This window comes from Streptomyces sp. NPDC005281 (assembly GCF_040607495.1).
In the GTDB taxonomy this organism is placed as follows: Bacteria; Actinomycetota; Actinomycetes; order Streptomycetales; family Streptomycetaceae; genus Streptomyces.
The window spans coordinates 144,985-170,747 of sequence record NZ_JBEXGX010000016.1 but is presented as its reverse complement, the minus strand read 5'-3'; the positions used below and the strand labels follow the sequence as shown (position 1 = coordinate 170,747).

Sequence of the window (25,763 nt, the reverse complement as noted above, 5' to 3'; positions counted from 1 at the left end):
GGGCCGCGGGGCATTACTTGGTGAGATGGCCCGGCCCGAAGGCCTGCGGCAGCATCTCGGAGAGGGGCACGAGCCCGGCCGGCGTCTCCAGGATCAGGTCGTCCCCGCCGAACTCGAACAGCAGCTGCCGACAGCGCCCGCAGGGGACGAGGATCTCGCCCTGTCCGTCGACGCACGTGAAGTGCGTCAGCCGACCCCCGCCGGTGGTGTGCAGCTCCGAGACCAGCCCGCACTCGGCGCACAGGCTGAGACCGTAGGAGGCGTTCTCGACGTTGCAGCCGGAGATGACCCGGCCGTCGTCGACGCGGGCGGCGGCGCCGACCGGGTAGTGCGAGTAAGGGGCGTACGCGCGGGACATCGCCGTACGGGCCACCTCCCGCAGCTCGGCCCAGTCGACGTCCGCGGACTCCACGCCGGCGGCTGTCACTTGCCTTGTCCCTTCCGGTACGGCAGGCCGTCCGCCTTCGGCATGCGCAGGCGCTGCGCCGACAGCGAGAGGACGAGCAGGGTGATGACGTACGGGGTGGCGGAGACGATCTGGGTGGGCACCTCGTTGGTGTTGGCGTACCAGAGGAAGACGAGGACGCCGATGACCAGGGTGATGACGGCGGAGACGTACTTCTTCTTCACCGCGAGCCAGATCGCGCCGATGACGAGCAGGATGGAGCCGAGCAGCAGCAGGGCGTGGACGTTGTCCGAGCCGCCGCGCAGGTTGAGGCTGTCGGTGTAACCGAACAGACCGGCGCCGAGGGCGAGACCGCCGGGCATCCAGTTGCCGAAGATCATCGCCGCGAGACCGATGTAGCCGCGGCCGGCGGTCTGGCCCTCCAGGTAGAAGGGGTTGGCGACGATGGAGAGGAAGACTCCGCCGAGGCCGGCCAGTCCGCCGGAGATGATCACGGCGATGTACTTGTACTTGTAGACGTTCACGCCGAGCGACTCGGCCGCGACCGGGTTCTCGCCGCAGGACCGCAGGCGCAGACCGAACGAGGTGCGCCACAGGACCCACCAGGTACCGGGGATCAGCGCGATGGCGATCAGGGTCAGCCAGGAGACGTCGGTGACCAGACCGCCGAGCAGACCCGCGATGTCCGAGATGAAGAACCAGCCCTTGGAGTTCAGGGTGGTGAGCCAGTCGGAGAGCCCTGGCACGGTGAACTGGCCGAGCGAGTCGACCGGCGGGGACTGCTTGGCCGAGCCGCCCTGGACGCCCACGAAGGCGATCGGGGACAGGTAGCGGGTGACGCCGAGGGCCAGGATGTTGATGGCCACACCGGAGACGATGTGGTTGACGTTGAAGGTGACCGTGATGATCGCGTGCAGCAGGCCGCCGAGGGCGCCGCCGATGATGCCGACCAGGACACCGGTCCACGGGCCCCACTGGTAGCCGGCCCAGGCGCCGAACCAGGTGCCGAGGATCATCATGCCTTCGAGGCCGATGTTGACGACGCCGGAGCGCTCGGCCCACAGACCGCCGAGACCGGCCAGGCCGATCGGGACGGCCAGTTCGAGCGCGGTCGACATCTGGCTGACGTTGGTGATGCCGTCGGCGCCGGTGATGATGCGGACGATCGAGGTCAGCGCCAGGGCGCCCGCGATCACCAGCAGGAGGACGGGAAGCGACATCCGGCGGCCCTTGGGGGCCCCGGGCTGCAACGTGGGCTGGTTGACGTCGGTTGCGGTGGTCATCGACCCGCCACCTCCTTTTCGTTACCGGTGGCGCCGAGGACGTTGCCCGCGGCGAGTTCCGCGCCGACGCGGCGCTGCTGACGGCGCAGACCCCACTCGCGCACGGCCTCGTACGAGACCACGACCGCGATCACGATCAGGCCCTGCATGATGACCGCGATCTCCTTGTCGTACCCGTGGAAGTCGAGCTCGGGCGAGGCCTTGTCGAGCCAGGCCCACAGCAGGGCCGCGAAGGCGATGCCCACGGGACTGTTGCGGCCGAGCAGCGCGATACCGATGCCGAGGAAGCCGATGCCGACCGGGAAGTTCAGGCTGTACGTGTGGGTGTCGCCGAGCAGGATCGGCAGACCCGCGAGACCGGCGATGCCGCCGGAGAGCAGCATCGCGGTGAGCACCATGCGCTTGGGGTCGACACCGCTGGCCGCGGCGGCGGACTCGGAGGCGCCGGAGGCGCGCAGGTCGAAGCCGAAGCGGGTGCGGTTGAGGACGATCCAGTAGCCGATGCCGAGGACGACGGCGAGGATGACCAGACCGTAGATCTCGCCCGCGTCGCCCATGCTGAAGCCGGGGATCCAGCCGGACTTGTGCATCACGCCGGTGGTGTTGTTGTTGCCGAGCTTGACGCCGAAGACGTCGGGCAGCCACATGTAGGCGATGACGGAGGTCGCGATCGCGTTCAGCATGATCGTCGCGACGACCTCGCTGACCCCGCGGGTGACCTTGAGGACACCGGCGATGCCGGCCCAGAAGGCACCGGTGCAGATCGCGGTCACCATCAGCAGCGGGACCTGGAGCACGGCCGGCAGCGCGACGTGCGCGCCGACGATCGCGGCCATCATGGCGGCGAGCTGGTACTGGCCGTCGACACCGATGTTGAACAGGTTCATCCGGAAGCCGATGGCCACCGCGAGCGCCGCGATGTAGTACAGCGAGGCCTGGTTGATGATCAGGACCTGGATGTCGGAGTACGTCGCCTGCTGGAACATGATCGTGTACGGCTCGATCGGGTTCTTGCCCGAGGCGATCAGCACGATCGAGGTCAGCGCCACGGCGACGACGAGCGCGATGACCGGTCCGGCCACCCCGAGGAGCAGGCGCTCCTTGTCGAACTTCTTCATCAGCGGGCCTCGTCTTCCGGGGCGTCCGCCGGGTTCTCGGCGGGCTCTTCGAGCTCGGCCGCTTCGGCGAGCTCCTCGTTCTCCAGGTGTCCGGAGGCGGCGCCGGTCATGGCCGAGCCGAGTTCCTCCGGGGTGATGGTGGCCGGGTCCGCGTCCGCGACCAGCTTGCCGTTGTAGATCACCCGGAGCGTGTCGGACAGGCCGATGAGCTCGTCCAGGTCCGCCGAGATCAGCAGGACGGCGAGCCCTTCGCGGCGCGCCGCGCGGATCTGGTCCCAGATCTGCGCCTGCGCGCCGACGTCCACACCGCGGGTGGGGTGGGCGGCGATCAGGAACTTGGGCTTGTGGCTCATCTCGCGGCCGACGATCAGCTTCTGCTGGTTGCCGCCGGACAGGGAGGCCGCCGTGACGTCGATGCCGGGGGTGCGCACGTCGTACTCCTCGACGATGCGGCGGGTGTCCTGCTGGGCGCCCTTGATGTCGATCCAGACACCCTTGGCGTTGGGCTTCTCGGTGACGTGGCCGAGGATGCGGTTCTCCCAGAGGGGGGCTTCCAGGAGGAGGCCGTGACGGTGGCGGTCCTCGGGGATGTAGCCGATGCCGTTCTCGCGGCGCTTGCGCGTGGACTGGCCGGTGATGTCGTCGCCCGCGAAGCGGATGACACCGGAGTCGGCGCCCTTGAGGCCGATCAGCGCGTCGATGAGCTCGGTCTGGCCGTTGCCCTCGACACCGGCGATACCCATCACCTCACCGGCGTGGATGGTGAAGGAGACATGGTTGAGCACGAGCCGTACGGCACCGCGCTCCACCTCGTCCATGAGGAGGGCCGCGGAGCCCTTGCCCATCGACACGGAGCCCTTGGCGAAGACGACCAGGTCCTCGACCTCGATCACGGCCCGGTCGGTGACCGTCGACTCGGAGGTCTCGGGCGTCGGCAGTTCGCTGCCGACCATCAGCTCGGCGAGCTGACGCGGGGTCGTCTCGGACGGTACGGCGGTGCCGACCGTCGTACCGCGCCGGATGACGGTGATGTCGTCGGCTACGGAGAGGACCTCGCCCAGCTTGTGCGAGATGAAGATGACGGACAGGCCCTCGGCCTTGAGCTCGCGCAGGTTGTCGAATAGCGCGTCGACCTCCTGCGGGACCAGGACGGCGGTGGGCTCGTCCAGGATCAGGATGCGGGCGCCGCGGTAGAGGACCTTGAGGATCTCCACGCGCTGCCGGTCGGCGACACCGAGCTCCTCGACGAGGACGTCGGGGCGGGCTCCGAGGCCGTAGCGCTCGGAGAGCTCCGCGATCTTGCGGCGGGCCCTGGCGCCGATCCCGTACAGCTTCTCGCTGCCGAGGACGACGTTCTCCAGGACGGTGAGGTTGTCGGCCAGCATGAAGTGCTGGTGGACCATGCCGATACCGCGGGCGATGGCGTCACCGGGCGAGGAGAAGGTGACCTGTTCGCCGTCGACGGCGATGGTGCCCTCGTCCGGCTTCTGCATGCCGTAGAGAATCTTCATCAGCGTCGACTTGCCGGCGCCGTTCTCGCCGACGAGGGCGTGCACGGTGCCCTTGCGGACGCTGAGGTGGATGTCGTGGTTGGCCACGACGCCAGGGAATCGCTTGGTGATCCCGGCGAGTTCGACAGCGGTCGTCTGACCGTTGACCGCGCCGGCCGGAGGGCTGCTGGACGCGTTGATGGCGCACTCTCCTGAGGGAAAGGGGGTCGTCTACGCGCGTAGCGCCCCTACGGCAACGAAAGGGGCCACGTGCCGCGAGAACGGGACACGGGGAGCGAGGCTCCTCGTATCCCGTCGAACGGACGTAACCCCGCGATTACCAAGCGACTCCGGGGCGGAGCGGGCGCCTCCCCGTGCCGGACGGCACTGAGACTTGCCCGAACTTCCCCGGGACCGCATTGGCTGCTCCTGAGGTAACTCTCGTCAGCTGGTCTTGACCTTGATCGCACCGCTGATGATCTTCTCCTGGGCGGCCTTGACGGCGTCCTGGATCGCGGTGTTGCTCTTGAAGGACGGGTTGGAGTCGGCCAGGCCGACCTCGCCCGACTTCAGATCGCCCCGAACGATACCGCTCTCGGGCTTGCCGTCCTCGACCGACTTCGCCAGGTTGTAGACCGCCTTGGCGACATCCTTGGTCGCGGAGGTCAGGATCGAGTCCTTGTACTTGGCCAGCGCCTGCTGGTTGTACTGGTCCGAGTCGACACCGATGGCGAGGACCTTCGCGGCGGCGGCGGCCTCGATGACGCCCTGACCGGACAGACCGGCGGCGGCGTAGACGACGTCGGCCTTCTTCTCGATCTGGCCCTCGGCGGCCGTCTTGCCCTTGTCGGGGCTGGAGAAGCCACCCTCCTGGGCGGTCTGCGTCAGGTACTGCGAGAGGACCTTCACGCCCGGCTTGGTGTCCTTGACACCCTGCTCGAAGCCCGCCTCGAACTTGTGGATCAGCGGAACGTCCACGCCGCCGATGAAGCCGACCGTGTTGGACTTCGTGGCCTTGGCGGCGGTGACGCCGGCCAGGTAGGAGGCCTCCTGCTCGGAGAAGACCATGTCCGCGACGTTCTTCGCCTCGACGGTGGAGTCGTCGACGATGCCGAAGGTGGTCTTCGGGAGCTTCGCGGCGGCGGCCTTGACGGCCGGGCCGTAGGAGTAACCGATGCCGATGACCGGGTTGTAACCCTGCTTGGCCAGCGAGATCAGGCGCTGCGTCTTGTCCGCGTCCGTCTCGCCGTCGGTGGGCTCGAGGTCGGCGGTGTCGTACTTGAACTCGTCCTTCGCCTTCGTCAGACCCGCGAACGCGGCGTCGTTGAAGGACTGGTCGCCCTTGCCGCCGACGTCGTACGCGAGGGCGAGGCCCTTGTGACCGCCCTTGGAGTCCGAGGAGGACGAGCTGGAGGTCGAGGTGCCGCCACAGGCGGACAGAGCGAGGGCGAGAGAGGCGGTCGCAGTGCCTGCGAGCGCGATGCGGGTAACCCGGCGCATTACATGTACTCCTGTCGTACAGCGCCCGACGGTTCAGCTTCGGCGCTGGCTTCGCCGCAGATTAACGCGCGTAGACCAACTAGAAAACCCCTTCTGTCCACCTTGTTATCCGGCTGTGCCCGACGCCACTTGCCGGCGGGCCCGGGACGCGCCGATCGCAAAGGGAAGATCGCGGACGGTGACTCCGGGAGCGGACAGCGGAACGGGCGGGCACCAGGGGTGCCCGCCCGTTCCGCGGTACTTCGATCCTGTTCGCCCGCCCGGCGAGGGCCGGGCGGGCCGGGGCCCGCCGCGGTCACCCGCCGCTCACGCGACCGGTGCCGCCGCCCGCCTCGGCGTCGGACAGGTCCTAGGAGGTCTTGACCTTGATGTCACCGGCGATGATGGCCGCCTTGGCCTTGGCCACGGCGTCGTTCAGACCGGCGATCTGCGACATCTTCGGGTTGCTGTCGGCGAGGCCGACACCGTTGGCCTTGAGGTCGAAGGTCTGCGTGCCGGTCAGCGGCTTGCCGTCGTGGACCGACTTGGACAGCGTGTAGACCGCGCCGCCGACATCCTTGAGCGCGGAGGTCAGGATGAAGTCCTTGTACGACGCCAGCGCCGCCTGCTTGTACTGGTCGGAGTCGACGCCGATCGCCCAGACCTTCGCCTTGGCGGCGGCCTCGATGACACCCTGACCGGAGAGTCCGGCCGCGGCGTAGAGGACGTCCGCGCCCTTCTCGATCTGACCCTCGGCAGCGGCCTTGCCCTTGTCGGGGCTGGAGAAGCCACCCTCGGCGGCGGTCTGCGTGAGGTACTGCGAGAGGACCTTCACGCCGGGCTTGGTGTCCTTGACGCCCTGGGTGTAACCGGCCTCGAACTTGTGGATCAGCGGAACGTCCACGCCGCCGATGAAGCCGACCGTGTTGCTCTTGGTGGCCTTGGCGGCCGCGACACCGGCGAGGTAGGAGGACTCCTGCTCGGCGAAGACCAGGGAGGCCACGTTCTTGCCCGGCACGACCGAGTCCACGATGCCGAAGCTGGTCTTCGGGAACTTCGCGGCGGCCTTCTCCAGCGCGGGACCGTAGGCGAAGCCGATGCCGATGACGGGGTTGTAGCCCTGCCTGGCCAGCGACTCGAGGCGCTGCTGCTTGTCGGCGTCCGTCTCGTTGTCGGTGGGCTCGACGTCGGCCGTCTGGTAGCCGAACTCCTTCTTCGCCTTCTCCAGGCCGGCGAACGCGGCGTCGTTGAAGGACTGGTCGCCCTTGCCTCCGACGTCGTACGCGATGGCGAGGCCCTTGGCGCCGCCGCTCGAGCTGCTGTTGCTGCTGCTGTTGCTGTCGCTGCTGGTACCGCCGCAGGCGGTGGCGGCGAGTGCGAGCGACGCGACCCCCACCGCGACGCGGGTCAGGCTGGCAATCCGACGCATCTGAAGTTCCCCATTCTCCAAAGCCCCGCAGTGGGTGCTCAGTTCGGCGCACATTAACGCGCGTAGACAGTCCAGGGAACGGGATTCCGCCTGGCCGTTATCCATTCGTGCCGATGGCCGGTTACGTCCTTGTGAACCACGGGACCGAAAGGTGTGTTTGGGGATGCAGCGCCCACCACGTCCGACACGCGGGTTTCCGGAGGACGGAGCCCACGTGACGGAGCGGATGGTTCCTGCTCCACGGAGTGACTGCTGACGAAGAACTGCGGACCACGCTACTGCGGGCCACCGAGGGGCGCGACCGGAGTTCACCCGGCCGCGCACGGGGCTCGGACCCGGCCTGTCGCCCGCTGCGGTACTAGGACGAGGGCTGCTGGTCCAGGAGGGCGGCGGCGGTGAACATCTCGACGCCCACCGTGATCGCGTGCTCGTCGGCGTCGAAGTCGCCCCGGTGCAGATCGCGGGTGGTGCGGTCGCCGGGGCGCCGCACCCCGAGCCGGGCCATGGCGCCGGGCACGTGCTCCAGGTACCAGGAGAAGTCCTCGCCGCCGAGGCTCTGCTCGGTGTCCTCGATGGAGTGCGCGCCGCGCCGGGCCGTCATCGCGTCGCGGAGCAGGTCGGTGACGGCCGGGTCGTTGACGACCGGCGGGACGCCCCGGATGTAGTTGATCTCGGACTTGGCGCGGTAGAGGTTCGCGATCTCGTCGATGGCCGCGTGGACGAGGTCCGGCGCGGCGCGCCAGGCCTCGAGGTCCAGGCAGCGGATCGTCCCCGACAGTTCGGCGTGCTGGGGGATCACGTTGCAGGCGTGCCCCGACTCGATGCGCCCCCAGGTCACCGCGAGGCCGCTGCGGGCGTCCACGCGCCGGGCGACGAGCGCCGGCACGTCGGTGACGACCCGCGCGGCGGCGGTGACGAGGTCGGTGGTGAGGTGGGGGCGCGCGGTGTGGCCGCCCGCGCCGTCGAGGGACACCTCCAGCCGGTCGCAGGCCGAGGTGATGGCGCCGTGCCGCAGTCCGATGCGCCCCGCGTCGACCCTCGGGTCGCAGTGCACGCCGACGATCCGCCCGACCCCTTCGAGCACGCCCGACTCGATCGCGTCCGGGGCTCCGCCGGGCAGTACCTCCTCGGCGGGCTGGAAGATCAGCCGGACCCGCCGCGGCAGCAGGCCCTGGGCGTGCAGTCCGGCGAGTACGAGACCGGCACCGAGCACGACCGTCGTATGGATGTCGTGGCCGCAGGCGTGGGCGCGGTCGGGCACGGTCGAGCGATATGCGCAGTCACTCTTCGTGTCCGGGATGGGCAGCGCGTCGATGTCGGCGCGGAGCGCCAGCATGGGGCGTACGTCGTCCGCGTCCCCGATGTCACAGATGAGGCCGGTCCCGATGGAGAGGACCCGCGGCTCCAGGCCCGCCTGCTCCAGGCGCGCCTTGATGGCCGCGGTGGTGCGGAACTCCTGGTTGCCGAGCTCCGGGTGCATGTGCAAGTCGCGACGGAAGGCCACGAGTTCGGCGCGCAGTGCCTCGGGCAGCGCGCCCGGGAGCAGCGGCTCCCCGGGGAGATCGGCCTCGGACTCTCGGGACATCAGTTGGTTCACCCTTTGAAGGGTAGGACGATCGGGCGGCCAACTAACCCACGATCAACAAAAGTTCAGCCCGTTAGGGGAAGAAAATCTGGCCGCGCGGCGCATGGTCGGCTACGAGGATGGGTAAACTCGCCCGGCTCTTCGGGCGTTTGGATCTTGAACGGGTCCTGGTGACCGGCCGTGATCCGACCCGGCGGGTGGCGTCCGCCGATGTGCACCGGGGAACGCCCGGCGTGCCCGGGCCCATTCCCCTTCGTGGTCTCCACGGTCTCACACCCGGGCGGCCCGCTCCCGGAACCGTCACCGGCTCCGGCCTCCGAGGTGACGTTCCGTGATGTGAAGGCCCGGGGTGTCGGACTCGTGCCGTACGGCCGGGCGCGGTCCGGCCGGGTACGGCTCGACCCGGTACGGCTCGGCCCCGTACCGCTCAGCCGAAGCGGCCTGCCACGTAGTCCGCCGTGCGCTGGTCCTTGGGCGTGCCGAAGATGTCGGTGGTGGCGCCGTGCTCGACGATTCCGCCCGGGGTGCCCTGCTCGGCCAGGAAGAAGGCGCACTGGCGGGAGACGCGGGCTGCCTGCTGCATGTTGTGGGTGACGATGACGACGGTCACCTGGCCGGCGAGCTCGTGGATGGTCTCCTCGACGCGGCGGGTCGAGGTCGGGTCGAGCGCCGAGCACGGCTCGTCCATCAGCAGCACCCGGGGCCGTACGGCGAGAGCGCGGGCGATGCACAGCCGCTGCTGCTGGCCTCCGGAGAGCGCCCCGCCGGGCTGCCGCAGCCGGTCCCGGACCTCCTTCCACAGGCCTGCCCGGGTCAGGCTCTCCTCGACCAGCTCGTCCTTCTCCCGGCGGCTCGTACGCGTGCCGGTCAGGCGCAGGCCCGCGACCACGTTGTCGTAGATCGACATGGCCGGGAACGGGTTCGGCTTCTGGAAGACCATGCCGATCCGGCGCCGGGCCTCGGTCAGCCGCCGCTCGGGGGCGTAGATGTCCTCGCCGTCGAAGAGCACCTCGCCGGCCATCTGGGCGGAGGGGATCAGCTCGTGCATCCGGTTGAGGGTGCGCAGGAAGGTCGACTTGCCGCAGCCGGAAGGGCCGATCAGGGCGGTGACCTGTCCGGCGGGCATGGTGAGGGAGACCCGCTCAAGCACCAGGTGGCTGCCGAACCAGGCCGACACCTCGCGCGCGTCGAGCTCCGCCGGGGCCGCTCCCCGGCGGACCGGGAGGGGCACGTCCGAGTGGACGGGCGGGAGCGCGACGGTCTCGGCCGTGGCGGTCCCCGGGTCGATGACGGCGGTGGCGGTGTGGGCGGGGCCGGTCCCGGCTGTGGCGGCCGGAACGCTGTCGGTCGGGGCGGTCTCGGTCACGGCGCTGTCACGCGCGGCGGTCGCATCGGTCACGTCGGGCACCTCATGGCGGAATCGGGCCGGGCGGCTGGGTCCGGCGGGCGGGGCTGGGTGAGGCGGGGGCACATCGGGCGCCGGTTCGGGTCGGCTCGGGTCAGGTCGGCTCGGGCCGGCTCGGGTCTGGTCAGGTCGGGACGGAACGGGTCAGGTCGGGTCAGGTCGGGTCGGGTCGGGTCGGGTGAGATCACGTCAGGTTGGGGAGGAGTTCCGTGGCGCGGGTCGCCACTTGAAGGCCGAGGACCGCGACGACCGGGGCGAACACGATCCAGGTCTGGTGGCGGCCCCAGCGGTGCCAGGCCCACACCGCGGCGACCGCCATCGCCACCAGCGCCTGGAGCCACATCACCAGCGGCCACGGCATCCCGCCGGGCCGGGCCAGCGGCTGCTCGGACTCGGGGAGCGTGCCGGAGCGGATCACGGCGGACGGCGTCTGGGCCGGTGCGGAGACCAGCTCGGCGTCGACCCGCAGCACCCCGCCCGGCATGAAGTCCGTTCCGGTGGCCGTGAGGAGGACCATGCGGCCCTTGCCGGCGTCGAGCGGGGCGGGCGCGGGGTCCCCGGCGCGCCGGATGCCGAAGACCCGGTACTTCGCCCGGCCCTGTCCGGTGGTGACGCTGAACGTGTCGCCGGCGGCGAGGTCGCCGAGGCGTCCGAAGGCGCCGCCGTACGCGGCGGCGCGGCCCATCAGCACGCTGGTGCCGGCCTGCCCCGGCATCGGGGTGTCCCGGCGGTGGCCGGGGCCGTCGGTCATGACCCCGGAGTCGGTGCCCTCCAGGACCACCTGGCGGACGTGGAGGGCGGGGATGTCGATGAGCGCCACCGGCGTGCCGGGGGCGAGCAGGGCGCCCTCTTGGTCGGTCTGGGCCACCGGGGCGGTCCCCAGGGCCAGTTGGGCGCGCAGGGAGTCGTACGCGGCGTGCTGGACCGCTCGTTCCTGGAAGCCGCTGAGGAACAGCAGCTGCGCGGTGAGGCCGAGCAGCAGGGCCGCGAGGGTGAGCAGGCCGCCGCGGGCGAGATGCCGGACGGCGGTGACGCTGCGAACACCCGGTCGCGGCAGGGGTGTTGCGAGCGTGGTCTGTACGGCGACCGTCACGGCGGCACGTCTCCTTCACTCAACTCATGGAACGGGTGGGGCGGATCGGGGCCTCGCCGGGGGCGTCGAGCTGGACGCCCCCGGCGAGAGGGTGGTTCGACGGACCGTGGATCAGGTGGACTTGATCTTGAAGTTGGCGCCGTTCTTCGAGCTCACCGTGGTGGAACCCACGTACCAGACGTGCAGGGTGTGCGTGCCGCGGGACAGCTTGGGCAGCTTGACGGTGACCTTGCCGCCGCTCAGGGTGCCGGTGGCGATGACGCGCGAGCCCTCGTAGATGCGGACCGTGCCGGTCGGCGTGGTGCCCGTCGCGGTGACCTTGACGGCGACCTTGGCCTGCGAGAGGTGGCTGATCGAGGCCGGCGCCGTGGTGCCGACGCTCGGGGCCGCCTTCGAGACGGTCACCGAGGTGGTCGCGTTGGACGTCAGCAGCTTGCTGTTGCCGGCGTACGACACCGTGAGGTTGTGCTTGGCGACCTTCAGGTGGCTGGACAGGCTGACGGAGACCTTGCCGCTGCTGTCCAGGGTGCCCGTGCCGAGGGTGGTGGTGCCCTCCTTCACGGTGACCGTGCCGGTCGGGACGACGCCGTGCGTGTCGGCGACCGTGACGGCTACCTTCGGGGTCTTGCCGTACGCGGTCGTCGCGGTGGTCGCCTTCGTGGTGGTCGTGTACTTGATGTCGCCGGTCCAGGAGGCGGTGGCGCCGGTGCCGTTGAGGTTGGCGGCGGAGACCGTGGCCGTGTAGTGGCCGAGGGCCAGACCGCTGAAGGTGTACGAGGTGGTGGTGGCCGGGACGTCCTTGACGGCCACGACGGCGCCGTCCGAACCGGTCAGCGTCACGCGGTAGTCGGTGACGGGGAGGCCGGTGGCGGCCGGGGCGGTCCAGTTGAACTTGACGCTGCCGTCGCCGCGGGTGCCGCTCAGGGTCGGCGCGGCCGGCGTGGCGGCGTCGACGCCGGACTCCTCCAGGCCGCCGAGCTTGGCGTGCTTGGCGAGGTTGACCGAGCCGTTGTAGGACTCGTTCACGAAGCCGAACTTGGCGATGACGCCCTCGGCGGCGTCGGAGGCGAGGGCCGCCTCGTGGGAGCCGCTGGTGACGAAGACGTCGTAGAGGTCCTTGTCGAAGAAGATGCCGGTCGGGTCGATCGCCCGGCTCGGGACGACGTTGTAGACGTCGCGGCCGAAGGTGGCGTTCTCGTAGTAGGCGCCGACGGGGGCGAGCTTGCCGTTCACGGTGGCGATCGGGGTGGTGGCACCGGTGTCGCCGGGCAGCTGTACGGCGGCCAGGTGGGCGCCGGCGGCGGCCGCGGAGGTGCTGAAGTCCGGGGAGACGCCGTTGTTCTGGGCGATCCAGCTGCCCACCGAGAACGGGACGAGCGCGCCGTCCGCGTCGACGGCGCCGTTGGCCTGGTTCTCCTGGACGACCGCGACGGTCGGGGAGAGCGTGGCGTCGGTGAGGCCGATGGCGCCGAGGAAGAACTTGCGGGTGCCGGAGCCGCTCTGCGGGATCTTCGGGTGCACGGTCTGACCGTTCACCACGGTCAGCGAGCCCGAGTAGATGTCGTGCAGCTGGTCGACGGTCAGCGTGTTCAGGGCCGAGCCGCGGACCGCCACGCCGACCGCGTCACGCGCGAACGGAATGTAGGTGAAGGCGGTTCCGGAGGAGCTCGGGCCGCTGGAGGAGCGGGCAAAGTCGACCTGGCCCTTGATGGAGACACCCGAGCTGTCGGGGAACTTGTCGCCGGTCAGCGACATGCTCAGGGCGAGACGGCCCTTGCCGGAGCCGTTGGGGCGCAGGAAGGACGGGCCGCCCGTGCGGGTCTGGATGTTCGAGGTGGTGGAGCCGGTGCCGGGCTCGATCGCGTCGTAGGAGGCGACGCCCGCGCCGCTGGCCGCCTGCACGGCGGTGGCCGTGTAGGAGTTGCCGTTGACGGTGTCGCCGGCGAGGGCGTTGAGCACGTCCTGGGTGGTGTCCGAACCCACACCGACCAGCTTGCGGAAGGTTCCGGCGGGGGTGGGGTCGGCGGACGCCGGGCTCGCCAGAGCCAGCGTGCCGGACACCACGGCGGCGGCGACCATGGCCGCCGAAAGGCGCGTCGTGCGCATTGAGAGTCTCCAGAGGGTGTGCGAGTGACGTCGGGAGGATCTGGCAGGGTGGTACGGGCCGTCCGCCCCGACTGCCTTTCGGGGCGGACGGCCGTCTGTGGGGAGCGGGGCCCGGCGGGCCCGCGCTCCGGTGGGTCAGCTCCGGCCGGAGGGCAGCAGCCTGCGCAGCCACTCGGGCAGGGTGAACGCGGGGACGGTCACCGAACGCCCGCCGGGCAGCGGGACGCGCAGTGGGAGCCGGAGCCTGCCGCCGCCGGCGAACGGGGCGCCGATGCCGGCGAAGGCGCCGAGCGCGGCGCCGACCGGGACGGCGTACCGCAGGGAGTTGGCCGGGTCGTCGGGCGTGGTGCCCAGCGCGGTGGTCTGAAGCGCCTTGCCGCCGTCGTAGGACGGCGCGGCACTCGGCTTCGCGCTCGCGCCGGCGCTCGGCGTGGCACCGCCGCCGCCGCTGCCGCCGCCGGAGTCGCCGCCCGTGGAGCCGCCGGTGCCTGCGCCGCCCGATCCGCCGCCGGAGCTGTCGGAGCCGCCGCCGGTGGAGCCGCCGCTCGATCCGCCGCTGGAACCCGAGCCGCCGGTGGGCGTCGAGCTGGGTCCGGTGTAGTGGACGAGGGCGGCGGCGGCCGTGGTCGCCTTGGTGCGCAGGGCGGCGGAGAGCGGGGCGTAGCCGGCCGGGAGCAGGCCCGGGTCGGCGCCGCTGGTCTGTCCGTCACCGGCGGCGTACCGCAGCAGGGCCGCGTAGTCCTTGCGGGCGGCCGCGTCGACCCCGGCCGGCCGGACGGCCGCGTAGACGAGCTGGGCGAGCGGGTATGCGCCCGCGGCGTCGGCGCCCGCCGGGGTGATCTCGGGGGCTCCGGCGCCGGTGGCACCGGTGGCCGCCGCGGTCAGGGACGCCGTGGCGGGGCCAACGAACTTTCCGGCGGTGTTGCGCAGCCGGGCGGTCTGGAGGCCGTAGCGCGCCGCGGAGGCCGCGTCGGTGACGGTGATCACGAACCGGGAGCCGACGGTCTGGGGTCCGGGGCTCTTGAAGGCCGGCGGGTTGGCGAGCGCGTCCCAGCTGGACTTCCAGAGGGTGTCGGCGCGCCGGGTGTGCAGGGCACCGGAGTGCATGTCCTCGACGTAGGGGTGGAAGTCGGTCATGCACTGCTTGACGGTGGCGTCGGTACCCGGCGGGATCGTGCACCAGGGATCGCTCTTCGGGTAGTCGTCGGCGCTCGCGGGGTCGAAGGCGACGCCGGTCGGGTTCAGGGTCGCGGTGGTGCTGTAGTACGGGTTGACCCGGGTGCCCCAGGCGTCGGCCGTACCGGCCAGGAAGCCGCGGGCGTCCTTGTCGGCGAGGATCCACTGCCACAGCGCGCGGGCGGAGTCGCTGTGCCCGAGCGAGGTGATCAGGTCGGTGTCGGTGGACGGGGTCTCGGAGACCGACAGATCCGCGAACTCGGGGTTCAGGGAGATGAATTCGGGGTCACTGGCCAGGCCCGCGGGGTTGGTCCTCGCCCAGTCGTAGCCGGTGGCGGCGGACTCGCCGAGGACGGCTCCCCAGGGTGAGTTGCGGTACGACTCGGTGAGCAGTTTGGCGACCAGGCGCGGGGTGAGGTCGACGGACTCGACCTTGGTGCCCGCGAGCTTGCGGACGGAGTCCGGCGCGCCCGCCTTGGGCCTGCGTTCGACGGTGAAGCCGATGACGGTCCCGGAGAGCGCGACGGGCGCGTACACGGTCGGGTCGGAGGGTGCCGTGGTCCCGGTGTCGGCTCCGAGGGCGCGGGTGGTGAAGGCGAGCCCGGAGGAGCCGTCGTTGATGAGGCGGGCGCGGGTGTCCGGTTCGCCGAGCTCGGTGTAGCCGTACACCGTGCCGGTCGGGCACAGGGCCGCCTGCCAGCTGGTCATCGCGTCGGCGGCGAGCTCGCTGCCGGTGGTGGCGCGTTCCTTCGCGCCGAGCGCGCAGTTGGTGCCGACGGAGTTGAAGCCGAGCGGGATCGCCACCCGGTTCTTCCAGTTGGTGGAGGAGACGGGGGATCCGGCGTTGACCTGGCTGTGGTCGGCGTACGGGCTGCCGTCCAGGTCGAGGTGGCCCTGCGGGACGATGACCAGCCAGCAGGAACGGGGCCTGGTGCCCCCGTTGACCGTGACCGGCACACCGCAGCCCAGGTGCGGGGCCTCGTTGGCGGTCTGGACCTCGAAGTACTCCTTGCCGGAGCCGTCGGCGCCGGTGCGGGCGAAGTCGACCTCGTTGGTGGTGTTGCGGTTGAAGAAGGCGTTGTTCTGGGTGCCCGAGGTGATCACCGTGCCGTCGACGGACTTGAAGGGCACCTCGCCCGGGGCGTTGGGGTTGCCGGCCCCGTACCGGTTGTCCTGGCCGTAGTTGGTGGGTTCGGCGTTGTAGAAGACCTTGCGGGTGTCGTCGTAGTCGTTGCCCGGCCAGCTGCCGCGGTCGGTGGTCGGGGAGGCTCCGTACTGGCACTGGGTGCGGGCGGGGCCCGGGTTGTCAGGCACGGTGCCGTCGTCGTCGCCCCAGCACTGCATGATCTGCACGAAGTCGGTGTTGAACGACGTGCCGGCGAACGTGCTCGGGGTGCCGCCCGACCAGGAGACCGTGACCGCCTGGCTGGTCAGATGCGCGGTCTGGTCGACGGTGAACCTCATGTCCTTGAACTCGCCGCGGCCGGAGACCGTGATCGCCGAGGAGGTGGCGTCGGCGGTGCCCGCGGCGGAGGCGGGGCCGGCCGCCTGGGCCACCCCGAGACCGGCGAGGGCGCCCGCGGCCGCGCCGGCGACGACGCGCACGAGCAGCCGTCGTACGCGGGTTCCTGTGCTGCGGGAGCTCATCGCCGCCGCCCCTCTCCGGCGTCCTTGCCCGCGCCCCGCCCGGTGATCGCCCGGGACACCACGGAGGGCAGCAGGACGAGACCGAGCACGAGGAAGGCCGCGATCAGCATGAGCGTCTGGGTGGTGGTCCAGCCCTGGGTGCCGGACACGGAGACCGGCTGGGCGAGCGCGATGGTGTCGTTCACCGAGCCGTTCCCGCCGTTGCCGCCGCTGCCGCCGGAGGCGCCGCTCCCCGAGCCGCCGCCCGAGCCGGGCGAGAGCGTCTGGCCGGTGTCCGGGTCGACGACCGGTCCGGAACCGCCGCCGGTTCCGCCTCCCGAGGCGGTGCCACCACCGCCCGAACTCCCGCCGGTGGTACCGCCGCCGGAGCTGCCGCCGGTGGAGCCGCCGGAGCCGGAGCCGCCGCTCGTGCCGCCGGTGGATCCCGAACCGCCCGAGCCGCCGCCCGCCTTGGCGCCGCCGCTGCCGGTGGTGCAGGCCGGGGCGCCCTTCTTGTCGCAGGCGGCCGGATAGGGGGCGGTGTCGGCGAGCTTGTTGTGCCCGTCGCTGGAGAAGGTCGGGTTGTTGCAACCCTTGATGTTGACGCTCTGGGCCTGGACGCCGGGGATGCGGCGGATCTGGTCGAAGCCCGCCTTCACCAGGTTGATCGGCAGCGGCGAGTAGCCGAGCGAGGGCGCCTGTTGCTGGCCCTGGCACATGAAGTAGTACGAGAACGCGCCGAGCGTCTTGCCCTTGGCCTTGGTGAAGGTGCCCTGCACCTTCAGCGGCAGGATCATGTACGAGTAGCTGGACAGCGGGTAGTTGCGCTTGTCGGAGTCGTTGTAGACGCCGTCGAGCTTCTGGGTGAGGTAGTCCGCGGAGTTCTTGTCGTTGTTGATCCGCGCCTTGAGCAGCGAGACCGCGACGTTCTGCGGGGTCGGCTCGGTGTAGTAGCCCGCGTGGTTGAGGACCTTGGCGACCGGATAGTGCGCGTTCAGGGCGTACGAGTAGTTGACGTACCCGATCGCGCCCTCGCCGTAGTTCTGGGCGACGTAGCCCGCGACTCCGAGGTCGCCGGACTGGGCGATCATGCCGGAGACGGTCGGGTAGTACGAGGTCTGCCCGCAGGCTCCGGAGCGCCCGACCCTGCGGCAGTAGTCCTGCCACAGCGACTTGTGCTGGTTGGCCATCCACATCGTGAACTGGGCCGTGGAGCCCGAGCCGTCGGAGCGTACGACGGGGACGATGGTGCGGTGCGGGAGCTGGAGCCCGGGGTTGTCGGCCTTGATGACCGGGTCGTCCCAGGTCTTGACGGCACCGGTGAAGATCCTGGTGACCACGTCGCCGGACAGGCGCAGGTTGGTGACCCGCTTGCCGTTGACGGTCAGGTGGTACATGAAGACGGTGCCGCCGGCCACGATCGGCATGTAGGCGTACGACCCGGAGGCGGGCCGTTCGGCTGCCGAACCGTCGGTCGGGTGCGTCTGGAACGGGATGTCCGAGACGGCGAAGTCGACGGTGCCGCTGAGGAACTGACGGCGGCCGTCGGAGGATCCGGTGCCGGCGTAACTGATCCGCATGCCGTACTGGTTGACGGCGCGCCGCCATTCGTCGACGGCGTTCTCGGCCCAGGTGGAACCGGCGCCGGATATCGGCGTGTAGCTCTCTGCCGCGGCGGGGGCCGCCAGCGGACCGGCCAGCAGCCCGGCGATCACGCCGAGCAGCGCGCCGAGCGTCCCGAGCACCCGAAGGCGCCCGAGGGCGGTGTGGAGGTGGCTGCGCATCAGTCGGTCTCTCCGGTGGCGGGGGCGGACGGGGCGGTTCCCGCGGGCTGCGGTTCCCCGTGGGGCTCGAACAGGGACAGGCCGGGCGCGTGCAGATCCTCGAAGCGCCGTACGTCCGCTCGCGAGGCGCGGGCGGTGCGGCGGGCCTGGCGCTTGGTCTGGTGGCCGGGGCCGCGTCCGCCGATCACCCGGGCGATCACGAACAGCACCAGGACGAGGGCCATCAGCACGGCGGCGGCGCCGAAGCCACGGGCGATCATCGTGGGCTCGGGCGACTTGACGAAGTTGAAGACCGCGAGCGGCAGCGAGACCATCGGCCCGCTCGTCGCGTCCGCGTTGAGCGCGGCCGTGAAGCCGGCGGTGAGCAGGACGGGCGAGGTCTCGCCGATCCCGCGGGCGGTGCCGAGGATGACGGCGGTGGCGAGGCCGGAGCGGGCGGTGGGCAGCACGACGTGCCACACGGTGCGCCAGCGCGGCGCGCCGAGCGCCTCCGCCGCCTCGGTGAGGTTGCCGGGCACCAGGCGAAGCACCACGTCCGAGGCCCGGATCACGATCGGCAGCATCATCACGCTGATCGCGAACCCGGCCGCGAGGCCCGACTTCTGCATGCCGAGGCCGAGGATCCAGGTGGCGTACACCATCAGTCCGGCGACGATCGAGGGCAGGGCGGTCATCGCCTCGACGATCGTGCGGACGAACCGGGAGAACGGGCCCGGGATCTGGTTCAGATACACGGCGCAGGCGAGGCCCAGCGGCACGGTGATCGCGAGCGCGATGGTGATCATCGTGAGCGTGCCGAGCATCGCGTGGGCGATGCCGCCGTGGGTGAGCGGGTCGAGCGGGCCCGAGGCCTGCATGTCCTGGGTGAAGAAGTTGCCGTGCGGCAGTGCCTCGCGGCCGCGCCAGCCGGTGAAGCCGACGACCATGACGAGGCCGGAGAACAGCAGCGTGGCCGCCGTCCACAGCACGACGGTCATGACCCGGTCGCGTACGGCCTGGCCGTCCTCGTCCAGGCCGGTCAGCACCGCGTAGACCGCCAGGAAGACGAGGTAGGCGGTGACGGTGAAGCCCAGCGCGCCCGAGAACGGGGCGAGTTGGCCGAACAGCAGGATGGTGACGCAGAGTCCGGAGGCGGCGGCGCCGCACAGGGACAGCACCCCGGTGCGGGTGACCCCGCCGATGCGGCGCGGCCGCGGTGGCTGCGGCGCGTCCTCCACGGCGGGTTCCGCGGGTGCGGGCGCCGTGTCCCGTACGGCGGCCGGGGTCGTCTCTTCGATGACGGTCATCTCATGCCTCGCTCTGCGCGCCGGAGCGGCTGCGGGCCACCACGGAGGAGGCGGTGAAGTTGACCGCCAGGGTGAGCAGGAACAGCGCCAGGCCCGCGGCCATCAGCGCCGACATACCGAAGTCGGAGGCGTCTCCGTAGTGCAGGGCGATCAGCGAGGACACCGAGTTGGAGCCGGTCTGGAGGATGTGCGGCTGGATGACGAAGACCGGCGAGATGATCAGGTAGACCGCGATGGTCTCGCCGAGGGCCCGGCCGAGCCCGAGCATGGTGCCGCCGATGATTCCGCCCTTGCCGTACGGCAGGACGACCGAGCGGATCATGCCCCAGCGGGTGGCGCCGAGCGCGTAGGCGCCCTCGCGTTCGCCGGCCGGGGCCTGCGAGAAGACCTCGCGCATCACCGAACACTGGATCGGCGCGACCATCAGGGCGACGACGATCCCGGCGACGAAGGTGGACGCGGTGAACACGCTCTCGGAGGCGAGCGGTTCGCCGGGCTGGGTGCCGTCCACCTTGAACAGGGGGATCCAGCCCAGCCATTCGGACAGCCACCGCGACAGGCCGATCACGTGCTGCTGGAGGAAGAAGAGCCCCCACAGTCCGTAGACCACCGAGGGGACGGCCGCCATCAGGTCGACCATGGTCACCAGGGTGCGGCGCAGTTTGCGCGGGGCGACGTCCGAGATGAACAGGGCGGTCCCGACGGCCAGCGGTACTGAGATCGCCACCGCGACGCACGCGATCAGGACGGTGCCGGTGAGGACGGCCGCGATGCCGAAGTTGTGGACGTCCGGCTGCCATTGGGCGGTGGTGAGGAAGGCGAAGCCCCGGGCGCGCAGCGCCTGGCCGGCCCGCAGGAGGAGGAAGAGCCCGACACCCGCCATGACGGCGAGGACGGCGACGCCGGTGGCGGTGAGCTGGAGCCGGAAGACTCGGTCACCGAGACCGCGGGCCGCGTTGAGGCGCCGGGGAGTGAGCTCCCGGGACTTGAACCCGTACGCCGGTATACCGGACCCGGGTCTCCGGGACTCCGGTACGCCGGACCCCGGTCTGCCGGACTCCGGTCTGCCGGACCCCGATTCTTCGGACTCGGACTTTCCCGACTCCGGTCTGCCGGACTCCTCTTGCGCGGACGTCACGTACTGCCCCCAGTTCCGGAAACGGAATCCCCGCGCGGCCGACGGCCGGTACCGCGCGCTGCGATTCAATGGCCGGATCGTGTCGGTCCAACGCGCGCCTCATGGAGGACTGGTGAACACCACAAGACTGTTCGGTGCGTTCGTCGTGGAGGATGCGCGGAGGAATCCCGGGTGATGCGCGTAGATCATCGGGAGGACGAACGACGGAGCCCGGCGCGGTGCGCCGGGCTCCGAACGTCGAAATACTCGTGGCTCGAACTAGGACCCGTCCGGCCGATCAAGTTGCAGGGAACTGACGGTTCCGGGCAGTGCGGGTGAGCGGGGTCCGGTGCGTGTGGCTGCAAGGCGGAGGAGGGCGACGACGCGGAGCGTCGGCAACCGACGACAACGCCGCAGACGCGCGCACCGGACCCCGCGTCTGCGGCATGATCGGCCGGACAGGTCCTAGATAGCGGATACCGCTGACAGACGGTGCACGTCCCGGGCGGTGCCCGTGACGCCCGACAGGAAGCCCTGGGCCCTCGGCGAGGCGTTCTCCGTCAGCCAGGCCGGGTCGATGTCGCAGACCGCGACGCGCACCTCGGTGCCGACCAGGGCGAGCGGCAGCGTGTGGACGACCGTCGAGGGGAAGCTCAGGATCGTACGGCCGATGGGACCGCGCCGGGCGATCAGTTCGAGCGGCAGGTCGGGACGGACGATCTCCAGGCCCGTCTCGGCGGCCAGCCGGTGCAGTTTGTCGACGCTCTCGCGGCGGTGCGCGAAGTAGCGGGTCGCGCCGTGTGCCTTGGCGAGCGCGCGGACCGCGTCCAGATAGCGGTCGGGGTCGACCACGCCCGTCTCGACGAGCGAGGTTCCGACCAGGTCCGCGCCCTTGGTGATGCGCGGCGGGCCGAACCGGGCCCGGGTCCAGGAGAAGTCGTTGGCGGTGATCGTGACGCCGTGCGGAGCCGATTCGATCGGCATCGAGGAGAAGACCTCGACCTTACGGCGGTCACTGGGCGTCAGCCGGCGGCGGGCCGAGGCGGACACGGGGGCGAAGAGCACGTCCCGGAGGCCGGGGCGGCCACCGCGCCGGTGCCAGCGCACCAGGCGTTCACCGCGGGCCAGCTGGGAGACGAACTCCATCGTCGCCGTGCCGTCGTCGACCACGACCAGGTCCTGCGCCCTGGTGATGGTCAGCAGCAGCTGCACATAGCGGGAGAACGGGTCCCCCATGACGATCCGCCGGGCCCTGCGCAGCATCGGGGCCAGTCCCCCGATGGTGTGGAAGGGGGCCGTGGTGCCGCCGCGGGCCTCCTCCCAGCGGACCGCGTGGCCCTCGTCGCGGGCCAGTTCCGCCATCCGGCGGAGCTGGCCGCGGGTCATCGGGTCGTTGGGAGACAGGACGACGAGGGTGAGCCCCGCGCCGGGCGCCGCACCGTTGTGGGCATGTGTGTGCGCCCACTCCAGCACGTTCAGGACCTGTACCGGACTCTCGACGAAGGCGAGAGTGTGGGAGCCGGCGGAACCGGCGCGGGGGCTCATCGACGTACGACCGTCCCGTCGTAAGGAATTCAGGGTGTTCAGACCGAGACGGGCTCGCCCGCGGCCGCGGCGATCTCGGCCTCGGCGATGACGCCCGTGACGCGGCGCAGCTTCTTCATCGGGCCGAGCTCGGAGTCGTAGACCTTCTTGACGCCGTCGCCGAGGGAGGCCTCGATGGTGCGGATGTCGCGGACGAGGCGGGTCAGGCCCTGCGGCTCGACGGAGGCGGCCTGGTCGGAGCCCCACATCGCGCGGTCCAGGGTGATGTGACGCTCGACGAAGGTGGCGCCGAGGGCGACCGCGGCGAGCGTCGTCTGGAGGCCCGTCTCGTGGCCGGAGTAGCCGATCGGAACGTTCGGGTACTCGGCCTGGAGGGTGTTGATGACGCGGAGGTTGAGCTCCTCCGCCTGCGCCGGGTACGTCGAAGTGGCGTGGCACATCAGGATGTTGTCGCTGCCGAGGACCTCGACCGCGTGACGGATCTGCTTCGGCGTCGACATGCCGGTGGAGAGGATGACGGTGCGGCCGGTGGCGCGGAGCGAGCGCAGCAGCTCGTCGTCGGTCAGCGAGGCGGAGGCAACCTTGTGGGCGGGGACGTCGAACTTCTCCAGGAAGGCGACGGCCTCGGTGTCCCACGGGGAGGCGAACCAGTCGATGTTCTTGCTCTTGGCGTACTCGTCGATCTGGCGGTACTCGTCCTCACCGAACTCCACACGGTGGCGGTAGTCGATGTAGGTCATGCGGCCCCAGGGGGTGTCGCGCTCGATGTCCCACTGGTCGCGCGGGGTGCAGATCTCCGGGGTGCGCTTCTGGAACTTGACGGCGTCGCAGCCGGCCTCGGCGGCGGCGTCGATGAGCTTGAAGGCGTTCTCGAGCTCGCCGTTGTGGTTGATGCCGATCTCGCCGACGACGTAGACGGGGTGGCCGGGGCCGGCGGTCTTGGAACCGAAGGTGCGCAGACGGGAGTTGGTGCTCATGGTGGAGAAGTTCCTTACTTGTCGAGGGAGTCGAGAGAAGGGCCGAGGATCCAGCTGGCGATCTCTCGGATCGCGCCGTCGCCACCGGGGACGGTGGTGACCGCGCGTGCGGCGCCGCGCACGACGTCGTGGGCGCTCGCGACCGCCACCGGCCAGCCCACGAGGGCGAAGCAGGGGAGGTCGTTGACGTCGTTGCCGACATAGAGCACGCGCTCGGGCGCGATGCCCTGCTCCTCGCACCACTGCTTCAGTGCGAGGTCTTTCCGGTCGATGCCGTGCAGGACGGGGATCTTGAGCTTCCGGGCCCTGGCGGCGACGACCGGGTTCTGTTCCGTGGACAGGATCAGCATCGTCAGCCCGCTCTTGCGGAGGGCCGCGATGCCGAGTCCGTCCCCGCGGTGCACGGAGACGAACTCCCGTCCGTCGGAGTCGATCAGCACCCTGTCGTCGGTCTGGGTGCCGTCGAAGTCGAGGACGACCGCGTCGATGTCGTCGGCGGTCGGAAGCGAACCGGGGCGGTTCGCGTCGAAGAGGGGGGCCAGCGCGCGGGCGCGGGCGAGGTCGTGCGGGTCGTCGATCTCCAGCACACGGGCCGGGTCGGTGCGCACGAGTTCGGTGCGGCCGAAGAAGCGGTGCTTCGCCTCGCGGAAGCCGGCGGCCTCCATGGCGTAGACGGCTCCGGTCTCCAGGAGGTCCTGGGGCCGGTCCTGGCGGCGCGGACGGAAGGACTTGTCGTGGTTGACGCCGTAGCCGCCGCTGGTGGCGGTCTCGGCGACCAGGACGCCGGTGCCGCCGTCGAGGGCCGCGTGCCCGGTCTCGGCGGTCACCGCGGTGGCCTCGTCGTCGCCGTCGCGCCACACGAAGCCGTGGAAGGGGGCCACGGTCAGCGCCGTGTCCGCGCCGTTCGTGAGGATCGCGTCCACGACCCCGTCCACGTCCTCGCGGATGATGAACGGGCTGGTGCACTGCACGAGGAGCACCACGTCGACCGGGGAGCCGTGCAGCGCCTCGTGGGTGTCCATGGCGTGCACGACGGCGGCCTCGGAGGTGGCGGTGTCCCCGGCGATGGCGGCGGGGCGCAGCACGACCTCGGCGCCGGCCTGCCGGGCGGCGGCCGCGATGGCCTGGTCGTCGGTGGAGACGACGACGTCCGTCACGAGGCGGGCGGACCGGCACTCGCGCACCGCGCGGGCCACCAGCGGCACACCGCCGACGGGCAGGAGGTTCTTCGCGGGTACGCCCTTGGAGCCGCCGCGCGCGGGGATCACCGCGAGTACGCGGCGCACCGGCGCGGACTGACCCGCTTGCGAGTTGGTCATGCGCTGTTCTCCTTGACGAGGGAGGCGAGGAAGGCGTGGGGGGCGAGGGACCGCGGGCGGCCCGCTGCCGGGGCGCTCACAGTTCGCCCATCCGCCGGATCACCGGTGCCACGCGCTGGACGCCGTGGCGGTAGGCGCCGCGGGCGGCCCGGCGCACGAACTGCCGTACGGGGCTGGGTTCCCGGTCCGCCACCGGGGCGCCGGGCAGCGGACTGCCGTCGGGGCCGAGGTGGTGGCGGGCGAGGATGCCGGGCAGATAGCCGGGCGCGGTGACGGGGGTGTAGTAGGGGGCGAGGGGCGGCAGTTCGTCCGCCCCCAGCAGCGCGGTGATGCGCCGCCGTGCCGCGTCGAAGGCCGTCTCGTACGAGCCGTCGGCAGCGACTCCCTGGCGGGCCACCCAGGCGGCGTCGGGCGCCGGACGGTGTCCCGCGTCGAGCTGGTCCCAGGAGGCGAGGCAGCCGGAGCCCACGAAGTGGTGGTTGCCGAGCGCCTCGCGCACCCCGAGGTCGCTGAGGACGACGGTGGGGATACGGCGGTGCAGGGACTCCAGCGCGGCGGTGGAGCTGATGGTGACGAGCAGGTCGGTGCGGTCGAGGACCTCGCCCATGTGCCCGTACACCAGGCGGAAGTTGGCCGGCGGCTCCGCCTTCTGCACCAGCTTCTGGTACGGCAGTTCCTCGATGTGGGTGGTGTGTTCGCCCGGCTTGGAGCGCAGCTTGAGCAGGACCTCGCGGTCCGGGTGCAGCCGCGCGTGGCCGATCAGCCGGTCCAGCAGGTACGTACGGTCCTTGCGGCTCTCCGGTACGGAGGGCTGCGCGGCGAAGACGACCGTGTAGGGGTCGTTCCCCTTCGTGTACGCGGCCCCGCCGAGGAAGGGGAGCGCGACCTCGGTCACCGACCCGGCGTCCGCGCCGACCCCCTCGTACACGGCCCGGAAACGGTCCGCGTCCTGAAGGGAGTTGGCGAGGACGAGGTCCGCGCCGTGCCGCAGGAGCAGCCCGTCGGCGAGCTTCTCGTAGACGACGCCGACATAGCCGGTGACGACCAGGGGCCGCTTCGCCCGTCCGGCCCAGGCTCGGGCCAGGCCGTGCAGGACCGCCTGGACGGCACCGCCGACCAGGGCGAGGACGACCACGTCGTAGGCGTGGTCCTCCTTGCCCATCTCGCGCAGGAACTCGACGGCGGTGACCTCACGGAGGGAGTCCGCGCGGACTCCCACCTCTTCGAGCTGGCGGGCGGTCGGGGTGGCACGGCCGCGCAGGAGGAATCCGTCGAGGCGGATGTCCGATTCGGCCGGGGAGATACGGTTCGCGGTGAGCGAACCCCATTTCCACCTGGTGTCGGAATCCGCGAGAACGGCTACCCGTAGCGACTTCGTGGTACTTGCTGGCACGTCCTAGACGCTAGGAAGCCATTTCGAGGAGCGGCCCAACCTGAATACAACAAACGGTTAACAGCGCGTCGACGAATGGGGAATCAGCCCAGGATCGGCTGAGAAAACGATGTGGTTCACTGTTCCGCCACGCGTCGTTCACCTCG

The 25,763-nt window shown here is 70.9% G+C and carries 18 protein-coding genes; all 18 read right to left on the bottom strand.

Features of this window, described 5'->3' with window-relative positions:
• Positions 1-13: 13 nt before the first annotated feature.
• The 18 genes from ABZV42_RS23230 to ABZV42_RS23145 all read right to left on the bottom strand — a co-directional run bounded on the left by ABZV42_RS23230 (position 14) and on the right by ABZV42_RS23145 (position 25,617).
• Entirely contained in the window at positions 14-427 is a 414-nt protein-coding gene (locus ABZV42_RS23230) for a cytidine deaminase (protein ID WP_355975880.1), read from the bottom strand.
• Positions 424-1,689: an ABC transporter permease gene (locus ABZV42_RS23225; protein WP_355975882.1), complete on the bottom strand. Its 1,266-nt coding sequence runs from the start codon at positions 1,687-1,689 to the stop codon at positions 424-426. Before ABZV42_RS23225 ends, ABZV42_RS23230 begins: the two co-directional genes overlap by 4 nt.
• Positions 1,686-2,807, bottom strand: coding sequence for an ABC transporter permease (locus tag ABZV42_RS23220; protein ID WP_355975884.1), 1,122 nt, complete (start codon positions 2,805-2,807; stop codon positions 1,686-1,688). The genes ABZV42_RS23225 and ABZV42_RS23220 overlap by 4 nt, the downstream gene beginning before the upstream one ends.
• The gene (locus ABZV42_RS23215; protein WP_356053425.1) at positions 2,807-4,498 is read right to left on the bottom strand and encodes an ABC transporter ATP-binding protein; all 1,692 of its coding nucleotides are present in this window, start codon (positions 4,496-4,498) and stop codon (positions 2,807-2,809) included. Before ABZV42_RS23215 ends, ABZV42_RS23220 begins: the two co-directional genes overlap by 1 nt.
• A 243-nt stretch (positions 4,499-4,741) precedes the next feature.
• Entirely contained in the window at positions 4,742-5,797 is a 1,056-nt protein-coding gene (locus ABZV42_RS23210) for a BMP family ABC transporter substrate-binding protein (protein WP_355975886.1), read from the bottom strand.
• Between the two features lie 349 nt (positions 5,798-6,146).
• The gene (locus ABZV42_RS23205) at positions 6,147-7,205 is read right to left on the bottom strand and encodes a BMP family ABC transporter substrate-binding protein (RefSeq protein WP_355975888.1); all 1,059 of its coding nucleotides are present in this window, start codon (positions 7,203-7,205) and stop codon (positions 6,147-6,149) included.
• A 358-nt stretch (positions 7,206-7,563) separates the two neighbouring features.
• Positions 7,564-8,790 (bottom strand): M20 family metallopeptidase, encoded by a 1,227-nt coding sequence (locus tag ABZV42_RS23200; RefSeq protein WP_355976147.1) that lies wholly within the window; start codon positions 8,788-8,790, stop codon positions 7,564-7,566.
• A 427-nt stretch (positions 8,791-9,217) separates the two neighbouring features.
• The gene (pstB, locus tag ABZV42_RS23195) at positions 9,218-10,021 is read right to left on the bottom strand and encodes a phosphate ABC transporter ATP-binding protein PstB (RefSeq protein WP_356053423.1); all 804 of its coding nucleotides are present in this window, start codon (positions 10,019-10,021) and stop codon (positions 9,218-9,220) included.
• A gap of 358 nt (positions 10,022-10,379) precedes the next feature.
• Positions 10,380-11,288: a sortase gene (locus ABZV42_RS23190; protein ID WP_356053383.1), complete on the bottom strand. Its 909-nt coding sequence runs from the start codon at positions 11,286-11,288 to the stop codon at positions 10,380-10,382.
• 111 nt (positions 11,289-11,399) lie between these two features.
• Entirely contained in the window at positions 11,400-13,394 is a 1,995-nt protein-coding gene (locus tag ABZV42_RS23185) for an Ig-like domain repeat protein (RefSeq protein WP_356053382.1), read from the bottom strand.
• Positions 13,395-13,529: 135 nt separating this feature from the next.
• The gene (locus ABZV42_RS23180) at positions 13,530-16,217 is read right to left on the bottom strand and encodes a hypothetical protein (RefSeq protein WP_356053380.1); all 2,688 of its coding nucleotides are present in this window, start codon (positions 16,215-16,217) and stop codon (positions 13,530-13,532) included.
• On the bottom strand, positions 16,214-17,980 hold the full coding sequence (locus ABZV42_RS23175; protein ID WP_356053378.1) for a substrate-binding domain-containing protein: 1,767 nt from the start codon (positions 17,978-17,980) through the stop codon (positions 16,214-16,216). The genes ABZV42_RS23180 and ABZV42_RS23175 overlap by 4 nt, the downstream gene beginning before the upstream one ends.
• The gene (gene pstA, locus ABZV42_RS23170; protein WP_355975898.1) at positions 17,980-19,266 is read right to left on the bottom strand and encodes a phosphate ABC transporter permease PstA; all 1,287 of its coding nucleotides are present in this window, start codon (positions 19,264-19,266) and stop codon (positions 17,980-17,982) included. Before pstA ends, ABZV42_RS23175 begins: the two co-directional genes overlap by 1 nt.
• Before the next feature lies 1 nt (position 19,267).
• Positions 19,268-20,404, bottom strand: a complete 1,137-nt coding sequence (gene pstC / locus ABZV42_RS23165; RefSeq protein ID WP_355975900.1) for a phosphate ABC transporter permease subunit PstC — start codon at positions 20,402-20,404, stop codon at positions 19,268-19,270.
• A 444-nt stretch (positions 20,405-20,848) separates the two neighbouring features.
• Positions 20,849-21,928: a hypothetical protein gene (locus ABZV42_RS23160; RefSeq protein WP_355975902.1), complete on the bottom strand. Its 1,080-nt coding sequence runs from the start codon at positions 21,926-21,928 to the stop codon at positions 20,849-20,851.
• A 38-nt stretch (positions 21,929-21,966) separates the two neighbouring features.
• On the bottom strand, positions 21,967-22,905 hold the full coding sequence (locus tag ABZV42_RS23155) for an N-acetylneuraminate synthase family protein (RefSeq protein ID WP_355975905.1): 939 nt from the start codon (positions 22,903-22,905) through the stop codon (positions 21,967-21,969).
• A gap of 14 nt (positions 22,906-22,919) precedes the next feature.
• Positions 22,920-24,224, bottom strand: a complete 1,305-nt coding sequence (locus tag ABZV42_RS23150; RefSeq protein WP_356053376.1) for an N-acylneuraminate cytidylyltransferase — start codon at positions 24,222-24,224, stop codon at positions 22,920-22,922.
• Positions 24,225-24,300: 76 nt separating this feature from the next.
• On the bottom strand, positions 24,301-25,617 hold the full coding sequence (locus ABZV42_RS23145) for a DUF6716 putative glycosyltransferase (protein WP_356053374.1): 1,317 nt from the start codon (positions 25,615-25,617) through the stop codon (positions 24,301-24,303).
• Positions 25,618-25,763: the final 146 nt, after the last annotated feature.